The 21,100-nt window shown below is 61.5% G+C and carries 23 protein-coding genes and 2 tRNA genes; 11 read left to right on the forward strand and 14 right to left on the reverse strand.

The window, feature by feature from the left end:
• The first annotated feature begins 138 nt into the window (after positions 1–138).
• Positions 139–3,255 carry a transglycosylase domain-containing protein gene (locus LRS11_RS20660; RefSeq protein WP_260494706.1) on the forward strand — a complete coding sequence of 1,039 codons (3,117 nt, stop codon included), beginning with the start codon at positions 139–141 and terminating at the stop codon, positions 3,253–3,255.
• 23 nt (positions 3,256–3,278) lie between these two features.
• Here the strand turns inward: LRS11_RS20660 and LRS11_RS20665 are convergent, their stop codons facing one another.
• From LRS11_RS20665 to LRS11_RS20690, 6 genes are all read right to left on the reverse strand, one after another.
• Positions 3,279–3,785 carry a hypothetical protein gene (locus LRS11_RS20665; RefSeq protein ID WP_260494707.1) on the reverse strand — a complete coding sequence of 169 codons (507 nt, stop codon included), beginning with the start codon at positions 3,783–3,785 and terminating at the stop codon, positions 3,279–3,281.
• A 21-nt stretch (positions 3,786–3,806) separates the two neighbouring features.
• The gene (locus LRS11_RS20670; RefSeq protein WP_260494708.1) at positions 3,807–4,028 is read right to left on the reverse strand and encodes a VF530 family protein; all 222 of its coding nucleotides are present in this window, start codon (positions 4,026–4,028) and stop codon (positions 3,807–3,809) included.
• Positions 4,029–4,110: 82 nt separating this feature from the next.
• On the reverse strand, positions 4,111–4,641 hold the full coding sequence (locus LRS11_RS20675) for an alpha/beta hydrolase (protein WP_260494709.1): 531 nt from the start codon (positions 4,639–4,641) through the stop codon (positions 4,111–4,113).
• Between the two features lie 89 nt (positions 4,642–4,730).
• Positions 4,731–5,177, reverse strand: coding sequence for a hypothetical protein (locus LRS11_RS20680; RefSeq protein WP_260494710.1), 447 nt, complete (start codon positions 5,175–5,177; stop codon positions 4,731–4,733).
• 26 nt (positions 5,178–5,203) lie between these two features.
• Positions 5,204–5,491 carry a hypothetical protein gene (locus LRS11_RS20685; protein ID WP_260494711.1) on the reverse strand — a complete coding sequence of 96 codons (288 nt, stop codon included), beginning with the start codon at positions 5,489–5,491 and terminating at the stop codon, positions 5,204–5,206.
• A 25-nt stretch (positions 5,492–5,516) separates the two neighbouring features.
• Entirely contained in the window at positions 5,517–6,227 is a 711-nt protein-coding gene (locus LRS11_RS20690) for a DUF4349 domain-containing protein (protein WP_260494712.1), read from the reverse strand.
• Between the two features lie 221 nt (positions 6,228–6,448).
• Here LRS11_RS20690 and LRS11_RS20695 point away from each other — a divergent pair, with 221 nt between their 5' ends.
• Complete coding sequence (locus LRS11_RS20695; RefSeq protein WP_260494713.1) at positions 6,449–7,012, forward strand: hypothetical protein; 564 nt, start codon at positions 6,449–6,451, stop codon at positions 7,010–7,012.
• Between the two features lie 69 nt (positions 7,013–7,081).
• On the opposite strand, the gene LRS11_RS20700 is transcribed toward LRS11_RS20695, so the two are convergent.
• The 7 genes from LRS11_RS20700 to dinB all read right to left on the reverse strand — a co-directional run bounded on the left by LRS11_RS20700 (position 7,082) and on the right by dinB (position 13,612).
• Positions 7,082–8,206, reverse strand: a complete 1,125-nt coding sequence (locus LRS11_RS20700; protein ID WP_260494714.1) for a GNAT family N-acetyltransferase — start codon at positions 8,204–8,206, stop codon at positions 7,082–7,084.
• A 140-nt stretch (positions 8,207–8,346) separates the two neighbouring features.
• Complete coding sequence (locus tag LRS11_RS20705; protein WP_260494715.1) at positions 8,347–9,699, reverse strand: OprO/OprP family phosphate-selective porin; 1,353 nt, start codon at positions 9,697–9,699, stop codon at positions 8,347–8,349.
• A gap of 238 nt (positions 9,700–9,937) precedes the next feature.
• Positions 9,938–10,540, reverse strand: a complete 603-nt coding sequence (locus tag LRS11_RS20710) for a DoxX family protein (RefSeq protein ID WP_260494716.1) — start codon at positions 10,538–10,540, stop codon at positions 9,938–9,940.
• Positions 10,541–10,578: 38 nt separating this feature from the next.
• A complete protein-coding gene (locus LRS11_RS20715) occupies positions 10,579–11,283 on the reverse strand; it encodes a DUF2063 domain-containing protein (RefSeq protein WP_260494717.1) in 705 nt (234 codons plus the stop codon).
• On the reverse strand, positions 11,280–12,107 hold the full coding sequence (locus LRS11_RS20720; RefSeq protein ID WP_260494718.1) for a DUF692 domain-containing protein: 828 nt from the start codon (positions 12,105–12,107) through the stop codon (positions 11,280–11,282). The genes LRS11_RS20715 and LRS11_RS20720 overlap by 4 nt, the downstream gene beginning before the upstream one ends.
• A gap of 13 nt (positions 12,108–12,120) precedes the next feature.
• Positions 12,121–12,429, reverse strand: coding sequence for a hypothetical protein (locus tag LRS11_RS20725; protein ID WP_260494719.1), 309 nt, complete (start codon positions 12,427–12,429; stop codon positions 12,121–12,123).
• A gap of 127 nt (positions 12,430–12,556) precedes the next feature.
• Positions 12,557–13,612, reverse strand: coding sequence for a DNA polymerase IV (dinB, locus tag LRS11_RS20730; RefSeq protein WP_260494720.1), 1,056 nt, complete (start codon positions 13,610–13,612; stop codon positions 12,557–12,559).
• 136 nt (positions 13,613–13,748) lie between these two features.
• Between dinB and LRS11_RS20735 the strand changes: the two genes are divergently transcribed.
• From LRS11_RS20735 to rimO, 4 genes are all read left to right on the forward strand, one after another.
• Positions 13,749–13,825 (forward strand) — tRNA-Met (locus LRS11_RS20735).
• Positions 13,826–13,943: 118 nt separating this feature from the next.
• Positions 13,944–14,020, forward strand: a tRNA-Met gene (locus LRS11_RS20740).
• Between the two features lie 124 nt (positions 14,021–14,144).
• Complete coding sequence (locus LRS11_RS20745; RefSeq protein ID WP_260494721.1) at positions 14,145–14,693, forward strand: cytochrome b; 549 nt, start codon at positions 14,145–14,147, stop codon at positions 14,691–14,693.
• A gap of 250 nt (positions 14,694–14,943) precedes the next feature.
• A complete protein-coding gene (gene rimO / locus LRS11_RS20750) occupies positions 14,944–16,266 on the forward strand; it encodes a 30S ribosomal protein S12 methylthiotransferase RimO (RefSeq protein ID WP_260494722.1) in 1,323 nt (440 codons plus the stop codon).
• A gap of 135 nt (positions 16,267–16,401) precedes the next feature.
• Here rimO and LRS11_RS20755 read toward each other — a convergent pair whose 3' ends face one another.
• The gene (locus tag LRS11_RS20755; protein ID WP_260494723.1) at positions 16,402–17,367 is read right to left on the reverse strand and encodes an integron integrase; all 966 of its coding nucleotides are present in this window, start codon (positions 17,365–17,367) and stop codon (positions 16,402–16,404) included.
• 148 nt (positions 17,368–17,515) lie between these two features.
• Here LRS11_RS20755 and LRS11_RS20760 point away from each other — a divergent pair, with 148 nt between their 5' ends.
• From LRS11_RS20760 to LRS11_RS20775, 5 genes are all read left to right on the forward strand, one after another.
• On the forward strand, positions 17,516–17,989 hold the full coding sequence (locus LRS11_RS20760) for a hypothetical protein (protein WP_260493947.1): 474 nt from the start codon (positions 17,516–17,518) through the stop codon (positions 17,987–17,989).
• Positions 17,990–18,078: 89 nt separating this feature from the next.
• Positions 18,079–18,456, forward strand: coding sequence for a hypothetical protein (locus LRS11_RS20765; protein ID WP_260494724.1), 378 nt, complete (start codon positions 18,079–18,081; stop codon positions 18,454–18,456).
• 386 nt (positions 18,457–18,842) lie between these two features.
• Complete coding sequence (locus tag LRS11_RS20770) at positions 18,843–19,304, forward strand: hypothetical protein (RefSeq protein ID WP_260494725.1); 462 nt, start codon at positions 18,843–18,845, stop codon at positions 19,302–19,304.
• Positions 19,305–19,446: 142 nt separating this feature from the next.
• Positions 19,447–19,836, forward strand: coding sequence for an MAPEG family protein (locus tag LRS11_RS22600; RefSeq protein WP_409519828.1), 390 nt, complete (start codon positions 19,447–19,449; stop codon positions 19,834–19,836).
• A gap of 644 nt (positions 19,837–20,480) precedes the next feature.
• Positions 20,481–20,936, forward strand: coding sequence for a hypothetical protein (locus LRS11_RS20775; RefSeq protein WP_260494726.1), 456 nt, complete (start codon positions 20,481–20,483; stop codon positions 20,934–20,936).
• Positions 20,937–21,100: the final 164 nt, after the last annotated feature.

A 21,100-nucleotide genomic window follows, 5' to 3' on the forward strand; every position in this document is an offset into this window, starting at 1 on the left:
AAAGCAGTAGTCGCTAGATCAGATGAAATCCAGTGATCGCCCGGCCGCTGGTCGCCGACGATAAAAGGCCACTGGCCCGGCGGCCTGCGACTAAGCTTTGAGCAAGAGCAAGCATCGCGTGAGGCCAAGCCGATCCCTATGGGCGTTTTATGGCAATCAGACGCACCGCAAACAGCGCTCCCCGCGAGCGGCCCAGAGCCGCTTTTGTTGCCCGAAAAACCGCCCCCTCGCCGCCGCCTGAAAAACCTGTTCTGGCTGGGCCTGCTGGCCGCACTAATCGCCCTCGGCCTGGGCATTGCCCATGAGCTGAAAACCGCCCGTCTGCAGGCCCGCGAATTCAGCCGCTACGCCGCCAGCCTGAGCTACACGGTGCAACCGGGGCCGAGCCAGGCCATCCAGTTTCCCGCCGACGGCCCGTTCGACAAACGTCTCGGCTACGCGCACCTGCCGCTGTTGCTGGAGCGCCTGCAACAGCGCAATTTCCTCATCAGCGAGCAGGCGCAGTTCTCCCCCGCGCTGCTCGACTACAGCCAGCGCGGCTACTTCCCCCCCTTCGCGGAAAAACTGCAGACCGGCCTGACCATCAGCGACTGCCGCGGCCTGCCGCTCTACCAGTTCCGCTACCCGCAGCAGCTCTATGCGCGTTTCGAGGACATCCCGCCGCTGGTGGCCGGCAGCCTGCTGTTCATCGAGAACCGCCACTTGCTCGACAGCGAGCAGGCCCAGGCCAACCCGGCGGTGGACTGGCCGCGTTTCGCCAAGGCGGCGCTGTCGCAGCTGGGCAAGAATTTCGCCATCCAGGAACAGTCGGCCGGTGGCAGCACCCTGGCCACCCAGCTGGAGAAATACCGCCACTCGCCGGACGGCCTGACCCTGTCGGCCATGGAGAAACTGCGGCAGATGGTTTCCGCCAGCGTGCGCGCCTACCAGCAGGGCCCGGACAGCTTCGCCGCGCGCCAGGCCATCGTGCGTGACTACCTCAACAGCGTGCCGCTCTCCGCCGCCCCCGGGCATGGCGAGGTGCATGGCCTAGCCGATGGTTTGCGGGTGTGGTTCGGTGCCGACTTCGCGCGGGTCAACGCTCTCCTCGACCCCGTGCGCACGCCCATGGCTAGCAGCGCCGAGCGCGGCCTGGCGCTGCGTCAGGTGCTGGCCCTGATGATCGCCCAGCGGCGCCCCTCCTATTACCTGGCCCAGGGCCGCAAGGAGCTGGAAGCACTGACTGACAGCCACATCCGCGTGCTGGCCAGCGGCGGCGTGATCGGCTGGACTTTGCGCGATGCGGCGCTGGCGCAGAAGCTGCAATTCCGCGATCTGGCCCAGCACCCGGCCATCCAACCGGTGCAGAGCAACAAGGGCATCAGCGTGGCCCGCACGCGGCTGTCCAACCTGCTCAACCAGTCGCTGTACGACCTCGACCGTCTCGACCTGTCCGCCAGCAGCACGCTCAACGCCGAGCTGCAGCAACAGGTCAGTGCCTACCTGCACCAGCTGGCCGACCCCGAGTTCGCCGGGCAGATCGGCCTGTATGGCGAGCGCCTGTTGTCACCGGAGAAAACTGCTGACGTGCGCTACAGCTTCACCCTGTTTGAACGCACCCCGGCCGGCGCGCGCGTGCGGGTGCAGACCGACAACACCGACCAGCCCTTCGACATCAACGAAGGCAGCAAGCTGGAACTGGGCTCCACCGCCAAGCTGCGCGTACTCACCACCTACCTGGAAGTGATAGCCGAGCTGCACAATCGCCACGCCGGACAGAGCCCCGAAGCGCTGCGCAAAATCGAAGTGGCGGCGCAGGATCACCTGACCCGCTGGGCCATCGACCAGCTGATCGCCCAGCCCGGCCTGCCACTGCGCGATCTACTCGCCGCCGCCCTGGAGCGCAAGTATTCGGCCAGCCCCTACGAGGGCTTCTTCACCGGCGGCGGGCGGCACACTTTCAGCAACTTCAAGCGCGAGGACAACGGCCGCATTCCCTCCCTGCGCGAGGCCCTGCGCGAGTCGATCAATCTGCCGTTCATTCGCCTGCTGCGCGACCTGGTGCGCTACAGCACCTACCACGGCGCCAACAACAGCGCCGAGCTGCTCAAGGACGACCAGCACCCGCAACGCGCCGACTACCTCAAACGCTTCGCCGACCGCGAAGGCACCACCTTCCTCCTGCGTTTCTGGCGCAAGTACGAGGGCAAGAATGCCCAGCAACGCCTGGACACTTTCCTCGACGGCCTGCGCCATACCTCGACGCGCCTGGCGGCCGTACACCGCTACCTGATGCCGGAAGTGGACGAGGCGACCTTCGCCGCCTTCCTGCGCGCCCACCTGCCGCATGAAAAGAGCAAGCTCACCGACAAGCGCATCCACAGCCTCTACCTGGACTACGGCCCGGGCGCCTGGAGCCTGCCGGACCAGGGCTACATCGCCCGTGTACACCCGCTGGAACTGTGGCTGCTGGGTTACCTGATCGAACAGCCGCAAGCCACGTTCAAGGATGCCGTGGCCGCCAGCGCCGAGGAGCGTCAGGTGGTCTATGGCTGGCTGTTCAAGTCGCGGCACAAGAGTGCCCGCGACAGCCGCATCCGCACCATGCTGGAGGTGGAAGCCTTCCTCGATATCCACCAGCGCTGGCAGCGCGTGGGTTATCCGTTCGACCACCTGGTGCCGTCGCTGGCCACCGCCATCGGCAGCTCCGGCGACCGCCCGGCGGCGCTGGCCGAGCTGATGGGCATCATCCAGAACGACGGCATCCGCCAGCCCAGCGTGCGTATCGACAGCCTGCACTTCGCCGCCGCCACGCCCTATGACACCGAACTGGTCTACGACGTACGCCGTGGTGAACGGGTGCTGCCGACGGAGGTCGCCGCGGCCCTGCGCGAAGCGCTGTCACAGGTGGTGGAAGCCGGCACCGCACGACGCCTGCAGGGCAGCTTCAGCCTGGCCGACGGCACGCCGCTGGTACTTGGCGGCAAGACCGGCACCGGCGACAACCGGGTGGAAAACGTCACCCGGGGCGGCCATGTGCTCAGCTCACGGGCCATCAACCGCACCGCCACCTTTGTCTTCTATCTCGGCCCGCGCCACTTCGGCACCCTCACCGCCTTCGTGCCGGGCGAGGCTGCGGATAAATTCCGCTTCACCTCGGCGCTACCGGTGCAGGTGCTCAAGGGCATGGCACCGATTCTCACCCCGCACCTGCAGCCAGACAGCCAGACTGGCTGCGGCCTGCCGGCCAGTGCCGCGCAGGTGCGCAATCGCTGAGCGTTGGTGTAGTTCGGCGCACCCTATGGGATCGAGGGCAGGCACTGCTCGTTGAGTGGGAGTACCTGGCGCTGCGCACAACTGCTCAGCTCGCCCGCGCTGCATTGGCGACCCAGCACCAGGCTGTCGCCCTCCAGCGCCCAGCTGGCTTCTGGCAACTCCAGGCGCGCCAGTTCGGTACAGGTGCGGGTGTCGTAGACCAGCAGTTCGCTACTGGAACCACTAAACGACTGCACCAGCAGGCGCTGCTCACGGCGATCGAGAAACACTGCGCGGCGCAGCCAGATGCCGCCCTCCACGCTGCAACTGGCCGGGCCCTGGCGCAGGACCATGGGCGGCTCGGGGAAACTGTCGACCTCACCTTCCCGTTTGAAGTTGTGGAACTCCACCTGCACCCGCTCGCCGGCGCCACCATACAGCGCCGCGTACTCGGCACCGCGCGGTTCGATGGCCAGCGGCTGGTAGGCACAATCGGCCAGTGCCAGCGGCGCCGCCAGCCACAACAGGGGTAACCACAGAGCTTTGTTCATCCATGAAGCCTCGTTGAAGAGTTAGCCTTTGCTGCGCATCTGTACGAACAGCGCTTCGACCTTCTCGCGCGCCCAGGGCGTCTTGCGCAGGAAGGTCAGGCTCGACTTGATGCTCGGATCGACCTTGAAGCAGCGGATATCGATGCGTTTGGCCAGGCCATCCCAGCCGTACTTGGCGACCAGCTCGCCAAGCAGTTTTTCCAGGGTGATGCCATGCAGGGGGTTATTCGCTTGTTCGCTCACGATGGGCCTGTGTGAAGTGCAATTGCCGGGCGCCAAGTTAACCACAACTCGGCGTTGCTTCAGCAGGCGGCCATCGTCAGCCTCACGCCAGCAGCGACTCTAATAACTCCCGACCCTCAGCCCAGTCACCCAGGCCGCTGTCGCCGTTGATATGCCCAGCCGCGCCGATATTGGCCCAGCGACTACCCCAGCGGATGGCCGAGCTGTGCGCATGTTCCAGGCTGGAGAACGGGTCGTTGCTGCTGGCCACCAGCAGGCTGGGGAAGGCCAGTGGCAGTTCCGGTACCGGCACGAAACCTTCGATGCCCAGCTCGGCAGCCGGGCCTTCCGGGTCCGGCGGGGCTACCAGCATGGCGGCACGCACCGACAGGCGGGTCTGCGCCGCCCAATGCGCCACCAGGCCGCAACCCAGGCTGTGGGCAACCAAGACGGTGTGCGGGCCGCTGGCGGCCACCGCCTGCTCCAGCTGCGCCACCCACTCGCTGCAGACCGGACGCCACCAGTCACGCTGTTCGACCCGGCGAAAACGCGGATCGGTCTGCTGCCACAGACTCTGCCAATGCTCGGGACCGGAGCCGCCGTAGCCGGGGATAATCAAAAAAGGCGTACTCATGGGCCATGACCTCCATGTCTGCATGCTGTCGATAAGCGCGGTCTACATAGACCGCCGCCGCTCATGATGCCCGCGAGCCGCGCCAGGAACTAGCCGGCAGTGCTCTGGAAGTTGAACACGCGCCACTGGCCCTGGCCATCGCGGCGCAGCTCGATGCTGTACGGACAGGGATTGGGCGCGAAGTCGTAACGCACCGTGATCGATGGCATCTCCACTTGCCGACCGCTCAGCCAGCGACGCAGACGGTTGCCACGAGATTGCGGCGGCGACAACGCATACACCTGCCAGGTGCCACGAGCACAACGCTGGCGCGCCGCGATCTGGCGAAACTGCAGCAGATCACGGCCAGCCAGGCCGTCGCCCTTGAGCGTCAGCGCGTAGGCTTCGGCCAGGCGATCATCGTGCAGCAGGACGATAAAGCGTGTCGCCACGGCAATGGCCGGCTCGTTGCGATAGTCGGCTTTCAGCCACAGCCAGGCGCCACCACCCACGGCGGCGGCCAGCAACAGCAGCGGCACGATTATCCAGCGGCGCATGGGTTCTCCTCCCACTCCGGGTCGGCTCAGATATCCAGATCGACACCATCACGAAATGGTCGGGCGAGCTGGCGCAGCAACCAGAACAGCAGGTTCACCGGCAGTTCGATGACGACTTCCAGCAGATCCAGCCAGGAGTGTTCCTCCTGGCGCTGGCCCCTGCGCCGACTTGGCCACAGCCAATAGGCCAGGCCGAAGCACAATGCTGCCAGGCCCAGACAAGGCCACAGCGGCCCGCCACTGAGGCCATGCACCATGCTGGCAACGGCCGCCAAAAACAGCAGCACGGCGCCACACTCACGCAGAGCATTCACAGGCAGCCCTCCCGGCGCGCCAGCCTCACTCGCGAATGATGAACAGCTTGGTCACGAACCACGCGGTGCCCTTGTACAGGTAACCCAGCGGGCCGTAGATGGTGGCCGGCTTTTCCGCTTCCTGCTGGCGCAGTTCGACGCGCAGGGTGGACATCTGGATCTGGTCCTTGAGGATGCGCATGCGCGCTTCCATGGAGTCGATTTCGGACTGGATGCGGTTCAGCTCGCTCTCGATCTGCAGGATGTCCTTGATGTCCTTGGCCTTGCCGAGCAGGTCGCGGAGGCGGTCGCGCAGGGCGATGTTATTGCGCAGGCGGGTTTCCACGTCGACGTACTGCTCGGTGACATCCTCACCCTTGACGTGGCGCGACAGCACTTTGCCGCTCTGCTCGACATCGCCCAGGGCCGTGGCGAAGGCATCCTTGGGCACGCGATAGACCAGGCTCTGGCTGTAGCTGCCGTAGTCGCTCTTTTCCTCGACATAGCCACCCAGCGCCAGCATGCGTTCGGTGAGCTGGGCCTGGGCCTTGGCCAGGTCGACCACTTCCAGAGAGAAGCTGGCGGTCCACACCAGCAGGCGCCCGGAGGCCTTGCCCTGCTCCGCTGAACTGTACCCCGCAGAGGCAGGCGCAGCCGCTTCACCCGCCATGTCCCCGCCTTTGGAAGAACAACCGGCAACCCCGGCCAGGGTGAAGAACAAGGCCAGCACGGCCCATTGACGCAGGTAGTTTTTCATCCGTTGACGCCCTCTATGGCTTGTCCCTGTTGAACAGGCGCGGATCATACGGGGTTTACCGGCCCTCTTTCACCCGCTGCGTCAGACCACTGCGCTGCAGTTCACGACAGCCGCAGAACAAGGGCGGCGAGCGGGGTTATCCAGGCAACCCACAGAGCGTCATCATTTCGTCACCTGTCGCAGCGAGACTCTCCAGCCATTCGTCCTGGGGAGGTAATTTGATGTCCGTACAATCCATGTTCAAACCTGTATCCATCGCTCTGCTGGCTGCGGCCATGGCCGCCTGCAGCAACCACGCGCCGGCGCCGAAGGCAGAAAGCCTGAACAACGAAGACTGGTACCAGGTGCGCACCGAAGAGAACCTGTACCTGTTCGACGATGCCACGGTTTACCGGGACTTCCTCGTCAGCGGCAAGGCGCCCTACCTGAAAGACCTGCAAGAGCAGGACAAGTACGGCCAGGCCATCGTGCTGGCGCTGCGCGCCGAGGATCAGGGCAAGGATCTCAAGCAGATCGCCGCCTACCAGTTCCTCAAACAGAGCCTGCCGCCGGCCAGCAACTTCTACGGCGAAATCCGCCAGGAAGGCATCATCTTCGTCAGCCGGCGCTACGGCGACATGGTCGACGTGAACAACCTCGGCGAGCCGATCTTCCGCCACACCGAAATCGCCAGCGGGCCGAACGGCGAGCGCGTGGTCTATCTGCTGCAGAAAGAAGAGAAGAAGCCGGAAAAGCTGATCAAGCAGTTCCAGGTCAACAACGGCATCACCCCCACCAAGGGCTGATCGCAAGCGCTGCACAACCCGGCCCGGGGCAATCCCTGGCCGGGTTTCAGGCGTTTGCGGCGGCACTCATCAAGCACACCGATACGGCAAGGCGGCCTGCGCCTGCGCCAGGTAGGCGTGGATATGCCCGCGTTCCTCCTGCAGGAACTCCATCACCGCCGCCCGCAGACCGGGATGACACAAGTAGTGCCAGGACTGCGTCAGCACCGGTTCGAAACCCCGCACCAGCTTGTGCTCGCCCTGGGCACCGGCATCGAAACGCCGCAGCCCCTGGGCAATGCTGTAGTCGAGGCCCTGGTAGAAGCAGGTCTCAAAGTGCAGGCGGTCGAAGTCGCCCAGGCAACCCCAGTAACGACCGTAGAAGGTATCGCCATCCACCAGGCTGAAGGCCATGGCGACCGGTCGCGCGCCCTGGCGGGCGATAACCACGCGGATGGCGGCCGGCATGCGCTCGGCCAGCAGGCTGAAGAAGCTGCGCGTCAGGTAGGGCGCACGGCCGCGCACATGGTAGGTATTGGCGTAACAGGCATAAACGAAATCCCACTCGACCTCACTCAGTTCGTGCCCAGCACGCCAGTCGAAGGCAATGCCCTGCGCCACCACCTGCTCACGCTCCTTGCGCATCTGCTTGCGCTTGCGCGACGTCAGCGCATCGAGGAAATCCTGGAAGTCGCGATAGTCACGGTTGAACCAGTGGTACTGGCAACCGATGCGTGACAACCAGCCCTCGCGCCCGGCGAGCAGCGCATCGGCATCGGCCTGGGTGAAATTGATATGCAGGCTGGACAGCCCCTGGCGCGGCAGGTCGCGCTCCAGCTCGTCGAGCAGTTGCACCGCGGCCGACGCATCGCCGAGCAGGCGCTGGCCACTCACCGGGCTGAACGGCACGGCGCCGAGCAGCTTGGGGTAATAGGCAATGCCGGCGCGCTGGCAGGCATCGGCCCAGCCCATGTCGAACACGTACTCGCCATAGGAATGCGCCTTCACATAGGCCGGCAGCGCCGCCAGCGGCTGGCCGGCCGCATCGCAAAGCAGCCGGTGAGCGGCTTGCCAGCCGCTGCGCCCACCGACGCTGCCGCTGTCTTCCAGGGCCGAGAGAAAAGCGTGGCGCAGGAAAGGCTGCGGCCCGCACAGCAAGGCATCCCAGGCGGCGGGCTGGAGGTCGTTGAGGCTGGCGAGGGTACGGATCGGCATGGGCGCAGTCTGGCCTGTCGTCCGGGCAAAAAAAAGCCCTGCACAAGCAGGGCTTAGGAGAGTAACTCCAGCGTCATACTGTAGAGCCAGTACACAACCTGACAGCGGAAGAGGGCCCGCCGCCAGGCTAGCGAACCGTCTTAGAACACGTACTGCGCGCGCATCACGAAGCCGTCGCCATCGTCGTCGCCCACGGAGTTCTTGGCGTTGTCGACCGAGGAGGTGACGTACACGCCGCTGATCTTCACGGACTCGTTGGCGTACCAGTTCAGACCGACGTTGTGTACGGTGCCTTCGATATCGTCGACATCGCTGAAGTCCTTGCCAGCCTTGCCGTCGCCATTGATGAAGGCCGCGTAGTCGTTGTTGTCGTCGGCGCTGATGTGGTCGTAGCGGTAGAACACTTCCCAGGCACCGATCTGCTTGTTCGCCGGCTTGATCGCGTCGAACTTGCCCAGCTTGTAGCCGCGTGCCTCGCCGGTCAGGGTGTAGGCGAGTTGCACGTAGTAGCCGTCGGAATCGACATCGTCGAAGGCGTTGTCGTCAGCCTTCAGGGTGCGCGACACATACTCGCCCTGTACCGAGAACGGGCCGGTGGCCCAGGCTGCTTCCAGACCCCAGGCGGCGTCATCATCGAAGGTGCCGACGCTGGTGGCTTCGGCGCCGCCCAGTTGCAGACGGTTGCCGTTGTCGCCGGCATCCTGGCCACCGTCGGTGCTCACACCACGGATACCCAGGCGGCTGCGGATGCGGCTGTCGAACTCGCCGTCAGACACGTCGCGCTGGGCAAAGTTGACGCCCAGGTGCAGGACGTTGCCGGCATCGTGCATCGGTGCGAATACGCCGCGCAGGTTGAACTGCTTGGAGCTGTTGCCGTCTTCGTCGGAGTTGCTGGCGTCCTTAGCGAACAGGCCGGCCGAACCGTACAGGGAAGCGCCAGCGGTGCCGGATGCCTGGATGCCCATGCCGCCGTTGTGACCGTTGGCCCAGTCGACCAGATCATAGGCAGCGTTACGCTCCTGGGCAGTCACCCACTTGGAGCTGGTGGCTTTTTCCAGGCCGAATTCCGGGTCGAAACGACCAGCCTTGATCGATACCGGGGCGAAGCCGTTGTAGGACAGCGAGGCCTCGTCGAAGTAGCCGTCTTCATCGCGGTTGTCGCCGCCGGCGTTGTGCGAGAAGTCGTAGTTGAGCTGGTAGGCCCAGTCGCTGTACATCACGCCGCCCAGTTCGAGGAAGGCACGACGGAAGTAACCGGCGTCGGCGTTGTCGCCATCCTTGGTGTAGAAGCCGTCGAAGGTGCTGTAGTCAGCCTGTACGCGGCCACCCAGCTTGAAGCTGAATTCTTTGTCGGTGGTGCCGACTTCCAGGCCACCTTTGGTCTTGATGACGATGTCAGTGCCATCGGTGGTGACGGTACCGGCGAAAGCCTGGGCGGAAATGGCCAGAGCCAGGGCGCTGGCTGCAAAACCGGCGAAGTGCTTACGGATCATCGATGAATTCCCCTAATGGTCTTTGCGTTGAAAAACACGCGGGCGGGTGCCCTTGGTGCTGGAGGGGAATCTTGGCGGGGGGTTATTTCAGCCCAGTTGCTGATAGATGAAAGTTCTATTACAGAGGAACTTTTTACTTCTTTTGATAATAACCAGCGAATAGCCGGCCCCAACCCTCTGTTCCGCGGCTTGCAGCGCCCGGCTCTAGGGTCGAGCGCTGCAAGCCGGGCAGGTCGGTTCAGCTCGCGTTGCGGCGCAGCGCGCGGGCCAGCCAGTAATCGACGCTGAGCCAGCGCCCGGCACCAGTGAAAAACAGCGCCACCAGCATCAGCAGATAAGTGACGGCGAACTCGATGCCGTTGTTCAGCACCACCAGCTTGCCGCTGCTGGTCAGCCAGTCGTAGTTGCCGTGCTCCTTGAGCAGCGCGCGCGCGCGCTCGAGCTTCTCGGCCGCGGCCAGCACCCGCTCATTGGCGAACGGCGCAGAAGGATCGGCAATCGCCTGCCAACCATAGGGCCAGTGCACACTGACGATCGCCACCAGCATGGTCACCATCAGCGGGATGCTGATCCAGCGCAGGGCCAGGCCAAACAACAGCAAGATCGCCCCGCCCGCCTCGGTCAGCGCCGCCAGCCAGGCCAGCAGTTCGGGAAATGGCAGGCCCAGGCCCCAGTCGGGGTTGCCGAACCAGGCGATGGTCGCGGGCATGTCCGCCAGCTTGTGCGTACCGGCCATCCAGAAGATCGGCACCAGGTACAGGCGCAGCAGCAGCGGTCCGAGAAAGTCGAGACGACGAGTAGCGTCCAGGGCATCCTGGAGGCGGTTGAGCAGGGTCAGCATGAGTGTCTCCGGGGCCGGGCAGCGCGCCGCCTGGCCGGTCAGATGGTCGGGGAAAACCAGATGTCCTGGCGCTGCCAGTCGTCCAGCAACGCGCGGGCATGGGTGAAGTAGCTTTCGTCGGCGGCAAGACCACTGGTCTCGGCCAGGGCCAGCAACGCCGCCGCGCTGGCCTCGCCCGCCTGCAGACGCATAGCCAGGTGATAGGCGAACGGCGACAGCTGCTGGAAGCGCACCTTGTCCGCCGCGTCGCGCCAAGCCAGCAGGCAGGTCGGCTCGGCCGGCGCGTGTGATGGTCGGTACTCGGCACTCAGGCGTTGCACCGGCCAGACATAGGCCAGCGGCCAGGCCAGGGGCGACCAGCCCTGCGCGGGCAATTCGACCGTCGCCACATCCAGCTCCAGCTCGACCCGCTCGTAATGCGCCAGTTCGAGAAGGAACGGCGGATCATCCGCCTCGGCGACAAATCCCTGCTGCAACCAGCCGACAAACTCCGCGCCGATCTCGAGGAAATACGGAGTTGCGCAGCGGTGCCCGGCGATGAAACTGCGCACCAGGCGCTGCCAGCGCGCGTCATCGAACAGCCGGCGCAGCACCGGAAAACCGCTGCTGAGAAAGCTCTCGATATTGCTGAAGAACAGGCCTTCGTACACCGCCATGCGCTCGGCGGTGATGCCCGGCAGCAACGCCTGCGCCTCGGGCTGGCGAATGCGCGCGGCGAAGGCCAGCTGGTCGCGCTCGCTCATCGTCCAGCCTCCTGCTGCAAGGCGCGGATCTGCGCCACCTCGGCATACAGCTCGGTCACCGGCGGGAAGTTGAAGTCACGTTCCAGCAGGGTCGGCCGCACGCCATGCAGCGCATAGGCCTGCTGGAGCAACGTCCATACCGGATCGCACACCGGCGCGCCGTGGGTGTCGATCTTCAGGTCAACGGCCTCGTCGTAATGCCCGGCCATGTGCAGGTAGGCGATGCGCTCGCCCGGCATGGCCTGGATATAGGCCAGCGGGTCGAAGCTGAAATTGGTCGCGTTGACGTAGACGTTGTTGATATCCAGTAACAGCTGGCAATCCGCTTCGTCCAGCACCGCGCGAATGAAGGCGATCTCGTCCAGTTCGCCGGGCAGGCGCGCATAGGCCGAGACGTTTTCGATGATCAATGGTCGCTCCAGCACATCCTGCACGGTGCGAATGCGCTCGGCGACCCGTTGCACGGTGTGCGCCGTGAACGGCAACGGCATCAGGTCGTACAGCTGACCCTCGTCGGCACAGGCCGACAGGTGCTCGCTGTAACCGCGGATGCCGTGTTCGTCGAGAAAACCCTTGATGGCCTTGAGCAGCTCGATATCGAGCGGCGCCACGCCACCGAGGTTGAGGGACAGACCATGGCAGAGGAACGGCACGCGCTCGCTGAGGCCGCGCAGCTGGCGGGCAAAACGCCCGCCTACACCGATCCAGTTTTCCGGGGCGACTTCGAGGAAATCCACCTGGCCAACGGCGCTGTCCGCCAGCGCCGTCAGCAGGCCGCGACGCAGGCCGAGGCCGGCGCCGCTGACGAAAGGCTGCATGGTCATGTCCGTGGCAACCTTACTCGGCCTTCTCGGCGCCGCACTTGCCTTCGCCACACTTGCCTTCTTTGGCAGCCTTGCCTTCCTCACCGCAGCTGCCTTCTTTGGCCGCCTTGTCGCCGCCACACTTGCCCTCTTCGGCTTTCATCTCGGCGCCGCACTTGCCCTCGCCACAGGAACCTTCGTGGCCTTTCTCATGGGCAGCCAGGCTGTAGCCGCTGCTCAGTTCCTGGGCAGCAAACGGGTTGCCGGCAGCCTGGGCAGTCACAGCAACAGTGCTCAGCAGAGCGGCACCCAGGGTGGCGACAACGGTATTCAGCTGTTTCATGGAATCTCTCCGGTGGTGGTTGATTCTGGGAGGCCGGCATGGCCCCCTCGCAACACTAGACGCAGGTGCACTGCCAGCGTTACAGGCGGCGTGCATTTTTTCTGCGATTGTTTGGGCGGCGCCGTATTCAGGGCGCAAACAGCTCCAGCTGCTCATGCCGGCCACGCATGTCCAGCAGTCGCACGCCAACCCCGAGCAGGCGCACCGGCTTGTTGCCACGGGCAAAGGCGGCAGACAGCAGCTGCTGGTAGCTGTGCAGGTCACGTCGCGCACCGGCCTGCTCCAGGGTGGTCTGGCTGAAGTCGTGGAACTTGATCTTGACGAAGGGCTTGTCCGGCTTATAGCTGCTGTCGAGGCGCGCCATGCGCGTTTCCAGCTGTTCCAGCAGCTCGGGCAAACGCTTGAGGCACATCGCCAGGTTGGGGATGTCCTCGTCGTAGGTGTTTTCCACACTCACCGACTGGCGTCGGCTATCGGTCTGCAGGGCGCGCTCGTCGATGCCACGGGCCAGGCTCCACAAGCGCTCGCCAAAACTGCCGAACTCGCGCACCAGGGCCAGCTTGTTCCATTCGCGCAGATCGGCGCAGGTGCCGATGCCCAGACGGCCGAGCTTGTCCGCGGTGACCTTGCCCACCCCATGCAGCTTGCTCACCGGCAGCGCGGCGACGAACTCGTCGACCTGGTCCGGGGTGATGACGAACAGGCCATCGGGCTTGCGCCAGTCGCTGGCGATCTTGGCCAGGAACTTGTTCGGCGCCACCCCGGCCGACACGGTGATATGCAGCTCCTGCGACACCCGCCGGCGGATCTCCTTGGCGATGCGCGTGGCGCTGCCAGCGAAATGCGCGCTGTCGGTCACGTCCAGGTAGGCCTCATCGAGCGACAGCGGCTCGATGATTTCGGTGAATTCGCGAAAGATGCCGTGGATTTCCCGGGAAACCGCCTTGTAGGCATCCATCCGCGGCTTGACCACCTTCAGCTCCGGACACAGCTTGAGCGCCTGGCCCATGGGCATGGCCGAGCGAATGCCCCAGGCCCGCGCCTCGTAGTTGCAGGTGGCAACCACGCCCCGCCGATCGGCTGCGCCACCCACCGCCAACGGCTTGCCGGCCAGCTGCGGGTCATCCCGCATCTCGATCGCTGCATAAAAGCAGTCGCAATCCACATGAATAATCTTGCGCACGAAAGTCCGGAAAGCCCCAGCAGGCAAGCCCTGAAGCCCTCGAGTCTACCACTCGCCCAGCGCTAAGCAGCTGATCGATCAGGATTTTTTCCACGTTAAAGGTTGACAGCCGAGGATTTGACGATAGAATTGGCGCCGCGGGATGGAGCAGTCTGGTAGCTCGTCGGGCTCATAACCCGAAGGTCGTAGGTTCAAATCCTGCTCCCGCAACCAGTTTCGAAGAAAGGCCACTCAAACGAGTGGCCTTTTTCGTTTCCGCCTTTTTATTTAAGTAATTGATTAAAAAGCAGAAATCGATTGACAGAAACTTCTCCCGCAGTAGAATTGGCGCCGCGGGATGGAGCAGTCTGGTAGCTCGTCGGGCTCATAACCCGAAGGTCGTAGGTTCAAATCCTGCTCCCGCAACCAGTTTCGAAGAAAGGCCACTCAAACGAGTGGCCTTTTTCGTTTCCGCCTTCCATTGATCTCCCTCAGCCTCTCTTAAGGTTCACGGCGCTATGCTGTGCAGCAACCTGCTAAGCGAGGACACACAATGAGCTGGAAGAACTCCGAACAGCGCTATGGCAGCCTCTCCATTGGCCTGCACTGGCTAATGCTGATCCTGATTGCCGGCGTGTATGCCTGCATCGAACTCAAGGGCAACTTCCCCAAGGGCAGCGACACCCGCGAACTGCTCAAGCAATGGCACTTCATGCTCGGCCTGGCGGTATTTGCCCTGGTCTGGCTGCGCCTGTTGGCACGGCTGATCGCCCCCGCACCGAAAATCGTCCCGGCCCTACCCGCCTGGCAAGCCATCCCGGCCAAGCTCATGCACCTGGCGCTGTACCTGCTGATGATCGGCGCACCACTGGCCGGCTGGCTGATCCTCAGCGCCGCAGGCAAGCCGATCCCGTTCTTCGGCCTGGAGCTGCCGCCACTGGTCGGCGAGGACAAACAATTGGCCGGACAGATCAAGGAACTGCACGAGCTGGCCGGCACCGCCGGTTACTGGCTGATCGGCCTGCATGCCGTCGCCGGGCTGTTCCACCATTTCGTCAGCCGCGACAACACCCTGACCCGCATGCTGCCGGGGCGCGGCTGATCCAACCGCTGCGCCCCTCCCGTCGGAGCAGCTGCAGCCGCGAAGCGATGCCTGAGTACAGTGCCATCTCGCGAATAGAGCCGCCCCCACCCAAACGGGATAGCCGGTGCAGCCCTGGGATCGGCGCCCACCTTTATATAAAGGTGGCAAACGGCACCTCGTAACGCTGGTCAAGCCTCGCCTGCGCCGCTAGAATTGCGCACTTTTTGATCAGCGGCGCCACCCAGAGCGCCCGATGAGGTTAGCCCCGATGTCCACCGCCACCCCGAAAGTCGGCTTCGTCAGCCTTGGTTGCCCTAAAGCCACTGTCGACTCCGAACGCATCCTCACTCAGCTGCGCATGGAGGGCTATGAGATCGTGCCCACCTATGAGGATGCCGACGTGGTGGTGGTCAACACCTGCGGCTTCATCGACAGCGCCAAGGCCGAATCGCTGGAAGTGATCGGCGAAGCCATCGCCGAGAACGGCAAGGTCATCGTCACCGGCTGCATGGGCGTGGACGCCAACAGCATCCGCAACGTGCACCCCAGCGTGCTTTCGGTGACCGGCCCGCAGCAGTACGAGCAAGTGGTCAACGCCGTGCATGAGGTGATCCCACCGAAGGCCGAGCACAACCCGCTGATCGACCTGGTGCCGCCGCAAGGCATCAAGCTGACCCCACGCCACTACGCCTACCTGAAGATTTCCGAAGGCTGCAATCATCGCTGCAGCTTCTGCATCATCCCCTCCATGCGCGGTGACCTGGTTAGCCGCCCGGTCGGTGACGTACTCAGCGAAGCCGAGCGTCTGGTCAAGGCCGGGGTCAAAGAGCTGCTGGTGATCTCCCAGGACACCAGCGCCTACGGCGTCGACCTCAAGTACAAGATGGACTTCTGGAACGGCCAGCCGGTGAAGACCCGCATGCTGGAACTGTGCGAAGCGCTGTCGTCGATGGGCGTGTGGGTGCGCCTGCACTACGTCTACCCCTACCCCAACGTCGACCACGTCATCCCGCTGATGGCTGCCGGCAAGCTGCTGCCGTACCTGGACATCCCCTTCCAGCACGCCAGCCCGAAAGTGCTCAAGGCCATGAAACGCCCAGCCTTCGAAGACAAGACCCAGGCGCGCATCAAGCAATGGCGCGAGATCTGCCCCGAGCTGACCATCCGCTCCACCTTCATCGTCGGCTTCCCCGGCGAAACCGAAGAAGACTTCCAGTACCTGCTCGACTGGCTGACCGAAGCCCAGCTCGATCGCGTCGGCTGCTTCCAGTACTCGCCGGTGGAAGGCGCCCCGGCCAACGACATGGACCTGGAAGTCGTCCCGGACGACGTCAAGCAGGAGCGCTGGGAGCGCTTCATGGCCCACCAGCAGGCCATCAGCGCCGCCCGCCTGCAGCTGAAGATCGGCCAGGAAATCGAAGTGCTGATCGACGAAGTGGACGACCAGGGCGCCGTCGGCCGCTCCTACGCCGACGCCCCGGAAATCGACGGCAGCGTGTTTATCGACTCCACCAGCGTGAAGCCCGGTGACAAGGTGCGCGTACGCGTGGTCGACGCCGACGAGTACGACCTCTGGGCCGAAATGGCCTGATACCCACACCGAAAAGCCCCGCCCCACAGCGGGGCTTTTCATTTCAAGTGGGCTGAGTTTTGTAGGAGCGAATTCATTCGCGATCAGAGCCCACTCCCCCGGTACCTGCCCGTCACGCGCCCCACCAAACCCTCCCTACACCCGATCCAGCGGACTGATCACCCCCAGTCCGCCACGATTGAGCACATGGGTATAGATCTGCGTGGTCTTCACATCCGCGTGCCCTAACAGCTCCTGCACGGTGCGGATATCCTGACCACTCTCCAGCAGATGAGTGGCAAAGGAATGGCGAAAGGTATGCGGCGTGGCCGGTTTGTTCAGCCCCACGCGACGCACTGCATTACGGATCGCACGCTGGATAGTCTTCTCGTGCAGATGGTGGCGGAAGATGCCACCTGAACGCGGGTCCGCGGAGCGATTGATCGAAGGGAACACGAACTGCCAGCCCCACTCCGCCGCCGCATTCGGATACTTGCGCGCCAATGCATGCGGCAAATTTGCCCGCCCGAAACCCTCCAGCAGATCCTGCTCGTGCAGTGCGCGAACCCGCTGCAGATGCAACTCCAAAGGGGCCGCCAACTTGCGTGGCAGCATGGTCACCCGATCCTTCTGCCCCTTACCGTCGCGAATCAGAATCTCTAAACGGGAAAACTCCACATCCTTTACCCGCAGGCGCAGCACTTCCATTAAGCGCATGCCCGAGCCATACAGCAGATTGGCCACCAGCCACAGCGTGCCATCCAACTGCGCCAACACACTCGCCACCTCCTCCCGAGTCAGCACCACCGGCAAACGCTGCGGCCGCCGCGCCCTAATCACCCCATCCATCCACGGCAACTCGATCCGCAACACCTGCTTATAGAGAAACAAAATCGCCGACAGCGCCTGATTCTGGGTGGACGCCGCCACATCCCGTCGCACCGCCAGATCACTCAGAAAAGCCTCAACTTCTGCGGCACCCATCTCCTGCGGATGGCGATACTTGTGGAAGCGGATAAAGCGCTTCACCCACTCCAGATAGACAGTTTCGGTGCGAATCGAATAGTGTCGCAGGCGAATCTGCTCGCGAACCTGATCGAGCAGCTTGGGTTTGTCATCCATGTCGCTGTTACTCCCTGACTGATGTCGCATCTCCTGATGCGATTTGCAGGCTAAACAAGGACTTGCCGGACGACAAGGAACGTTATGCGACAAAAATGGCGCAAAGCATTACGCCACTTGTGTCGTCTACTTATAGTTAGCGGTATATATGAATTTCTACGTATCCGAAAAATACAAACGTAGCGGCAAACGAAAAACCATACTTGCCGCATTACTGGTGGTCGGCATAATTGCAGTTGCCGCCTGGATGTTTATTGCCAGCGACAGCTTTTATCACAAAATATTAGCTGCAACTATCACCTTACTACTCATAAAGCATTTGCCCGGCGCATATAAAAGCATAAAAAACAATGACTCATCCTACCCGATCGTAGCCATCATTGAATCTGAAAACAAAATCGATATATCGCACAAAGGCGCCGTTGTAAGCATGCCGTTATCGGATATAGAAAGCCTGAGAATTCAGAGCGCGAAAGGAAATATAAAATCTCTTCTGCTAACCACTAAATCTTTCAGCAATTTACGCTTTGAAGGGTACGAAAATTTAGCAGAAATGGCTGAGCTTCTTAAAAAATACACACCGGCAGGAAAAATCAAAAATGCCACGTGGTATCACCGCTAACAAATGGTTCAAGTCGCTCGCTTCGCTCACTCGGGACCGGCTAAAGCCGGCCCCTTAACCAAACGTTATGCTCAGGATCAGTAAGCCCCATGTTGATATGGAAGTTTATATTTTGGATAACCACAGCATTTATACTTCTCGCAATCCTCACACTTCCCTTCGCCTACATTTTTCCTGAGGCAGAAGACATAATTGCACTTACCATACAAATTTTGGGGCAATTTTGCTTATACGGCTATGCTTACCAGAAAGCTATCGGAACAAAAAATATAGCAATTGCTGCATTTGTGCTGAATCTCGCCCTCAGCATTTATACGCTAACTGATATCGCGCCGCTGTTATTAGAGGCCAGGGAGTTTTGGGAAATCATGATTGCTGTCGCAGCTTTAATCATAATGGCAGTATTACTGGTACCTCTCTACCGCTACTCTTTCAAATCCGAGCACATATGGAAGCGCGCAGCATAACAATTGGTTCAATTCGTTCGCTGCGCTCACTGGGACCGGCGAAGCCGGCCCCTTAACCAAACGTTAGGCGCAAGGGCAAACTTGGTTATTCAGCACCGAGCCAGGAAACACAATCACCGCATCTGCGCGGTGTTCCTGAATCGAATGGTTGCTTGGGAGTTGAGGCCGTCATTTGTGGTCAGCAAAGGAGTTGCTTTCAAAGAATGCGCACATCACAAATAACTTTCCGGGCCAAAACCGACACGCCGTGCACACCGCCGGTTAAGCTCGGCGCTGGCACCATTTCCGGTGTTCGGCTGGGCAATCTAACAATTGGCTCAAGTCGTTCGCTTCGCTCACTCGGGACCGGCGAAGCCGGCCCCTTAGCCAAACGTTAGGAAACCAGCATGGATGCACCGAGTAAAACAAACTTAGAACTTATATTTTCCATTGCATGCATTGGCTTCGGGATACTCGTAGCATGCTTCCTTTCACCTAAGGATCGATATTTTCTTGGGAATATGGCAATTTTTTGGTTACCGCAAGCTGCAATATTATTGTGCATGTGGCTGTTAGGCTCACGTCCATCTGTCATATCTGGTGTAGCACTGATTCTTTCTTTATACCTAGCAGCATTTGGAGTGTTCACATTCTACAACTCAGGCCCTGACGCCTCCATGGCCTGGCTCGGCTACCTATTTTCTCTCCCCGGTGCAGGTATTGGCGCTCTAATCGGAATAGCCATAATAAAACTCCGTAAAATTCATGCTGCAGCCGTCGCAGGTGTAGTTTCTGCAATTTGCACATTTGTTGGCTTGGCTATAAATCAAGCCGCACTATGCAATACCGTTTTGTATTGCGGGCTATAGTTACAGTCTCCTAACAAATGGTTCAAGTCGCTCGCTTCGCTCACTCGGGACCGGCTAAAGCCGGCCCCTTAACCAAACGTTAGGCTGCTGATTTAAATCGTCGTCACGGAGGGCCACCACATTGAATCCGCTCATACTTCCTATGGCAGCTCATATAGCTCTCACCTCTTTTCTTTACGTGCTATTAACTATCGCACGCGCACCTAAGGTGTGGGGCATAGGCAAAAAAACAGATGGAAGCAATCCTTGGGCAGTAGTAGAACCTCGAATTAGCGCGAATCTTTCAAACCAGTTCGAGTGGCCCGTATTTTTCTATGCTGCGTGCATTCTACTAATTCAAAACCAATCAGCTTTAGCTGCTGCTGCCTGGCTAGCGTGGATATTCATTTTGGGGCGTGTGGTTCATAGCTGCGTACAAATACTCACCACAAACGTACGGTTGCGCGGCTTAGTTTTCACAATAAACTTTCTAGCCACTCTTGGATTATGGGTTGTTGTAATTTTTACTTTAGAACCGAGTGCAACAGCCTAACAAATGGTTCAAGCCGTTCGCTCCGCTCACTCGGGACCGGCTAAAGCCGGCCCCTTAACCAAACGTTAGGCGGCAAGAGCAAAGCCATGCTCGATGTCCGTGCCCAAGAACAAAACAGCCGCATCGCGGCGCCAGCACAGAATCGAGTGGCCGGATGAAGATAGAGGCCGTTATTTGTGCTTAGCAAAGGAGTTGCTTTCAGGAAATGCGCACATCACAAATAACTTTCCGGGCCAAAATCGTCACACCGTGCGCTCCGCCGGTTAAGCTCAGCCGCAGTGCGGTATTCATTACCTGCGTCCGACTCGATGTCCGCTGCCTAACAAACGGTTCAAGTCGCTCGCTCCGCTCGCTCGGGACCGCGTTCCGCGGCCCCTTAACCTGAACGTTAGCAGCCATAAACAATAAATTTGACCTCCTCAGCCTTATCGAGTTTTTAAGTCCGAGCCTGAGTGGATACATCACATGGGCTGACTTTATGGTGCACGCTTTATGACAACGCGGGGCCCAGATACCGTCATAGCTACAGGTGCACCAGATGCCCCCATCGCCCCCCTCCAATCACGCAGAACAGCTGTCTTACGACTAGGTTTACCTCGGACACTAAAGCCTTCGTCCACACTGCAAACAGGTAAAGGTTCGTTATGACTAAAAAAATCGACCTGACGATCACGCACGATTACCTCAATCCATTTGCCTCGCCGGACGCCCCCAGGCTGGCCCCCGAGCTGGTGGACTACCTGTCCGACAGCGCCTGGTACCACCCCGAGCTGAGCCTGCAGATCCGCTGCCCGGAAGATGAGCAGGAACGCCTGCAACAAGCCATCGGCAATACCTTTGCGGAAAAGAGCGAACAACTCAGAGGGGATATCAGCACCCAACGGATGGTGGCGCTTATCCTGCTGGGGTTGGCGCTCACCCTGGTGCTGGCAGGCACGGCGCTGGGCATTGAAGGCACCATCCCCGTGGGAGTCGTTACCGTCACCGCGTGGATGCTGCTCTGGCGCAGCGCAGAGATCTTCTTTCTGGATATCCGCAGCAGTAACCGCGAGCTGCGTAAGTATCAGCGTATTGCCAGCGCCCCCAAGCACTTCATCTAAGCCAGTAGCCGGATATCCACGCTGGGAAACGCTTCGCGGTCTTCCACCCCGCGCACTGATCGCTATCGTGGATACTCCGCCTCCACAGAAAGCAGTCCTGGCAGCAGGACTGCTAGGCTCGAGCGGCGGGATTCGTGACGCAAAGCGTGGGAGCGATAATGGAT

Origin of the sequence: Pseudomonas sp. J452, from assembly GCF_024666525.1 — a bacterium.
Classification (GTDB): Bacteria; Pseudomonadota; Gammaproteobacteria; order Pseudomonadales; family Pseudomonadaceae; genus Aquipseudomonas.

Coding starts and splice junctions, on each gene's coding strand:
- LRS11_RS20660 (WP_260494706.1), top strand. CDS start 139: ATGGGCGTTTTATGGCAATCAGACGCACCGCAAACAGCGCTCCCCGCG.
- LRS11_RS20665 (WP_260494707.1), bottom strand. CDS start 3,785: ATGAACAAAGCTCTGTGGTTACCCCTGTTGTGGCTGGCGGCGCCGCTG.
- LRS11_RS20675 (WP_260494709.1), bottom strand. CDS start 4,641: ATGAGTACGCCTTTTTTGATTATCCCCGGCTACGGCGGCTCCGGTCCC.
- LRS11_RS20680 (WP_260494710.1), bottom strand. CDS start 5,177: ATGCGCCGCTGGATAATCGTGCCGCTGCTGTTGCTGGCCGCCGCCGTG.
- LRS11_RS20690 (WP_260494712.1), bottom strand. CDS start 6,227: ATGAAAAACTACCTGCGTCAATGGGCCGTGCTGGCCTTGTTCTTCACC.
- LRS11_RS20695 (WP_260494713.1), top strand. CDS start 6,449: ATGTCCGTACAATCCATGTTCAAACCTGTATCCATCGCTCTGCTGGCT.
- LRS11_RS20700 (WP_260494714.1), bottom strand. CDS start 8,206: ATGCCGATCCGTACCCTCGCCAGCCTCAACGACCTCCAGCCCGCCGCC.
- LRS11_RS20705 (WP_260494715.1), bottom strand. CDS start 9,699: ATGATCCGTAAGCACTTCGCCGGTTTTGCAGCCAGCGCCCTGGCTCTG.
- LRS11_RS20710 (WP_260494716.1), bottom strand. CDS start 10,540: ATGCTGACCCTGCTCAACCGCCTCCAGGATGCCCTGGACGCTACTCGT.
- LRS11_RS20715 (WP_260494717.1), bottom strand. CDS start 11,283: ATGAGCGAGCGCGACCAGCTGGCCTTCGCCGCGCGCATTCGCCAGCCC.
- LRS11_RS20720 (WP_260494718.1), bottom strand. CDS start 12,107: ATGACCATGCAGCCTTTCGTCAGCGGCGCCGGCCTCGGCCTGCGTCGC.
- LRS11_RS20725 (WP_260494719.1), bottom strand. CDS start 12,429: ATGAAACAGCTGAATACCGTTGTCGCCACCCTGGGTGCCGCTCTGCTG.
- LRS11_RS20745 (WP_260494721.1), top strand. CDS start 14,145: ATGAGCTGGAAGAACTCCGAACAGCGCTATGGCAGCCTCTCCATTGGC.
- rimO (WP_260494722.1), top strand. CDS start 14,944: ATGTCCACCGCCACCCCGAAAGTCGGCTTCGTCAGCCTTGGTTGCCCT.
- LRS11_RS20755 (WP_260494723.1), bottom strand. CDS start 17,367: ATGGATGACAAACCCAAGCTGCTCGATCAGGTTCGCGAGCAGATTCGC.
- LRS11_RS20760 (WP_260493947.1), top strand. CDS start 17,516: ATGAATTTCTACGTATCCGAAAAATACAAACGTAGCGGCAAACGAAAA.
- LRS11_RS20765 (WP_260494724.1), top strand. CDS start 18,079: ATGTTGATATGGAAGTTTATATTTTGGATAACCACAGCATTTATACTT.
- LRS11_RS20770 (WP_260494725.1), top strand. CDS start 18,843: ATGGATGCACCGAGTAAAACAAACTTAGAACTTATATTTTCCATTGCA.
- LRS11_RS22600 (WP_409519828.1), top strand. CDS start 19,447: ATGGCAGCTCATATAGCTCTCACCTCTTTTCTTTACGTGCTATTAACT.
- LRS11_RS20775 (WP_260494726.1), top strand. CDS start 20,481: ATGACTAAAAAAATCGACCTGACGATCACGCACGATTACCTCAATCCA.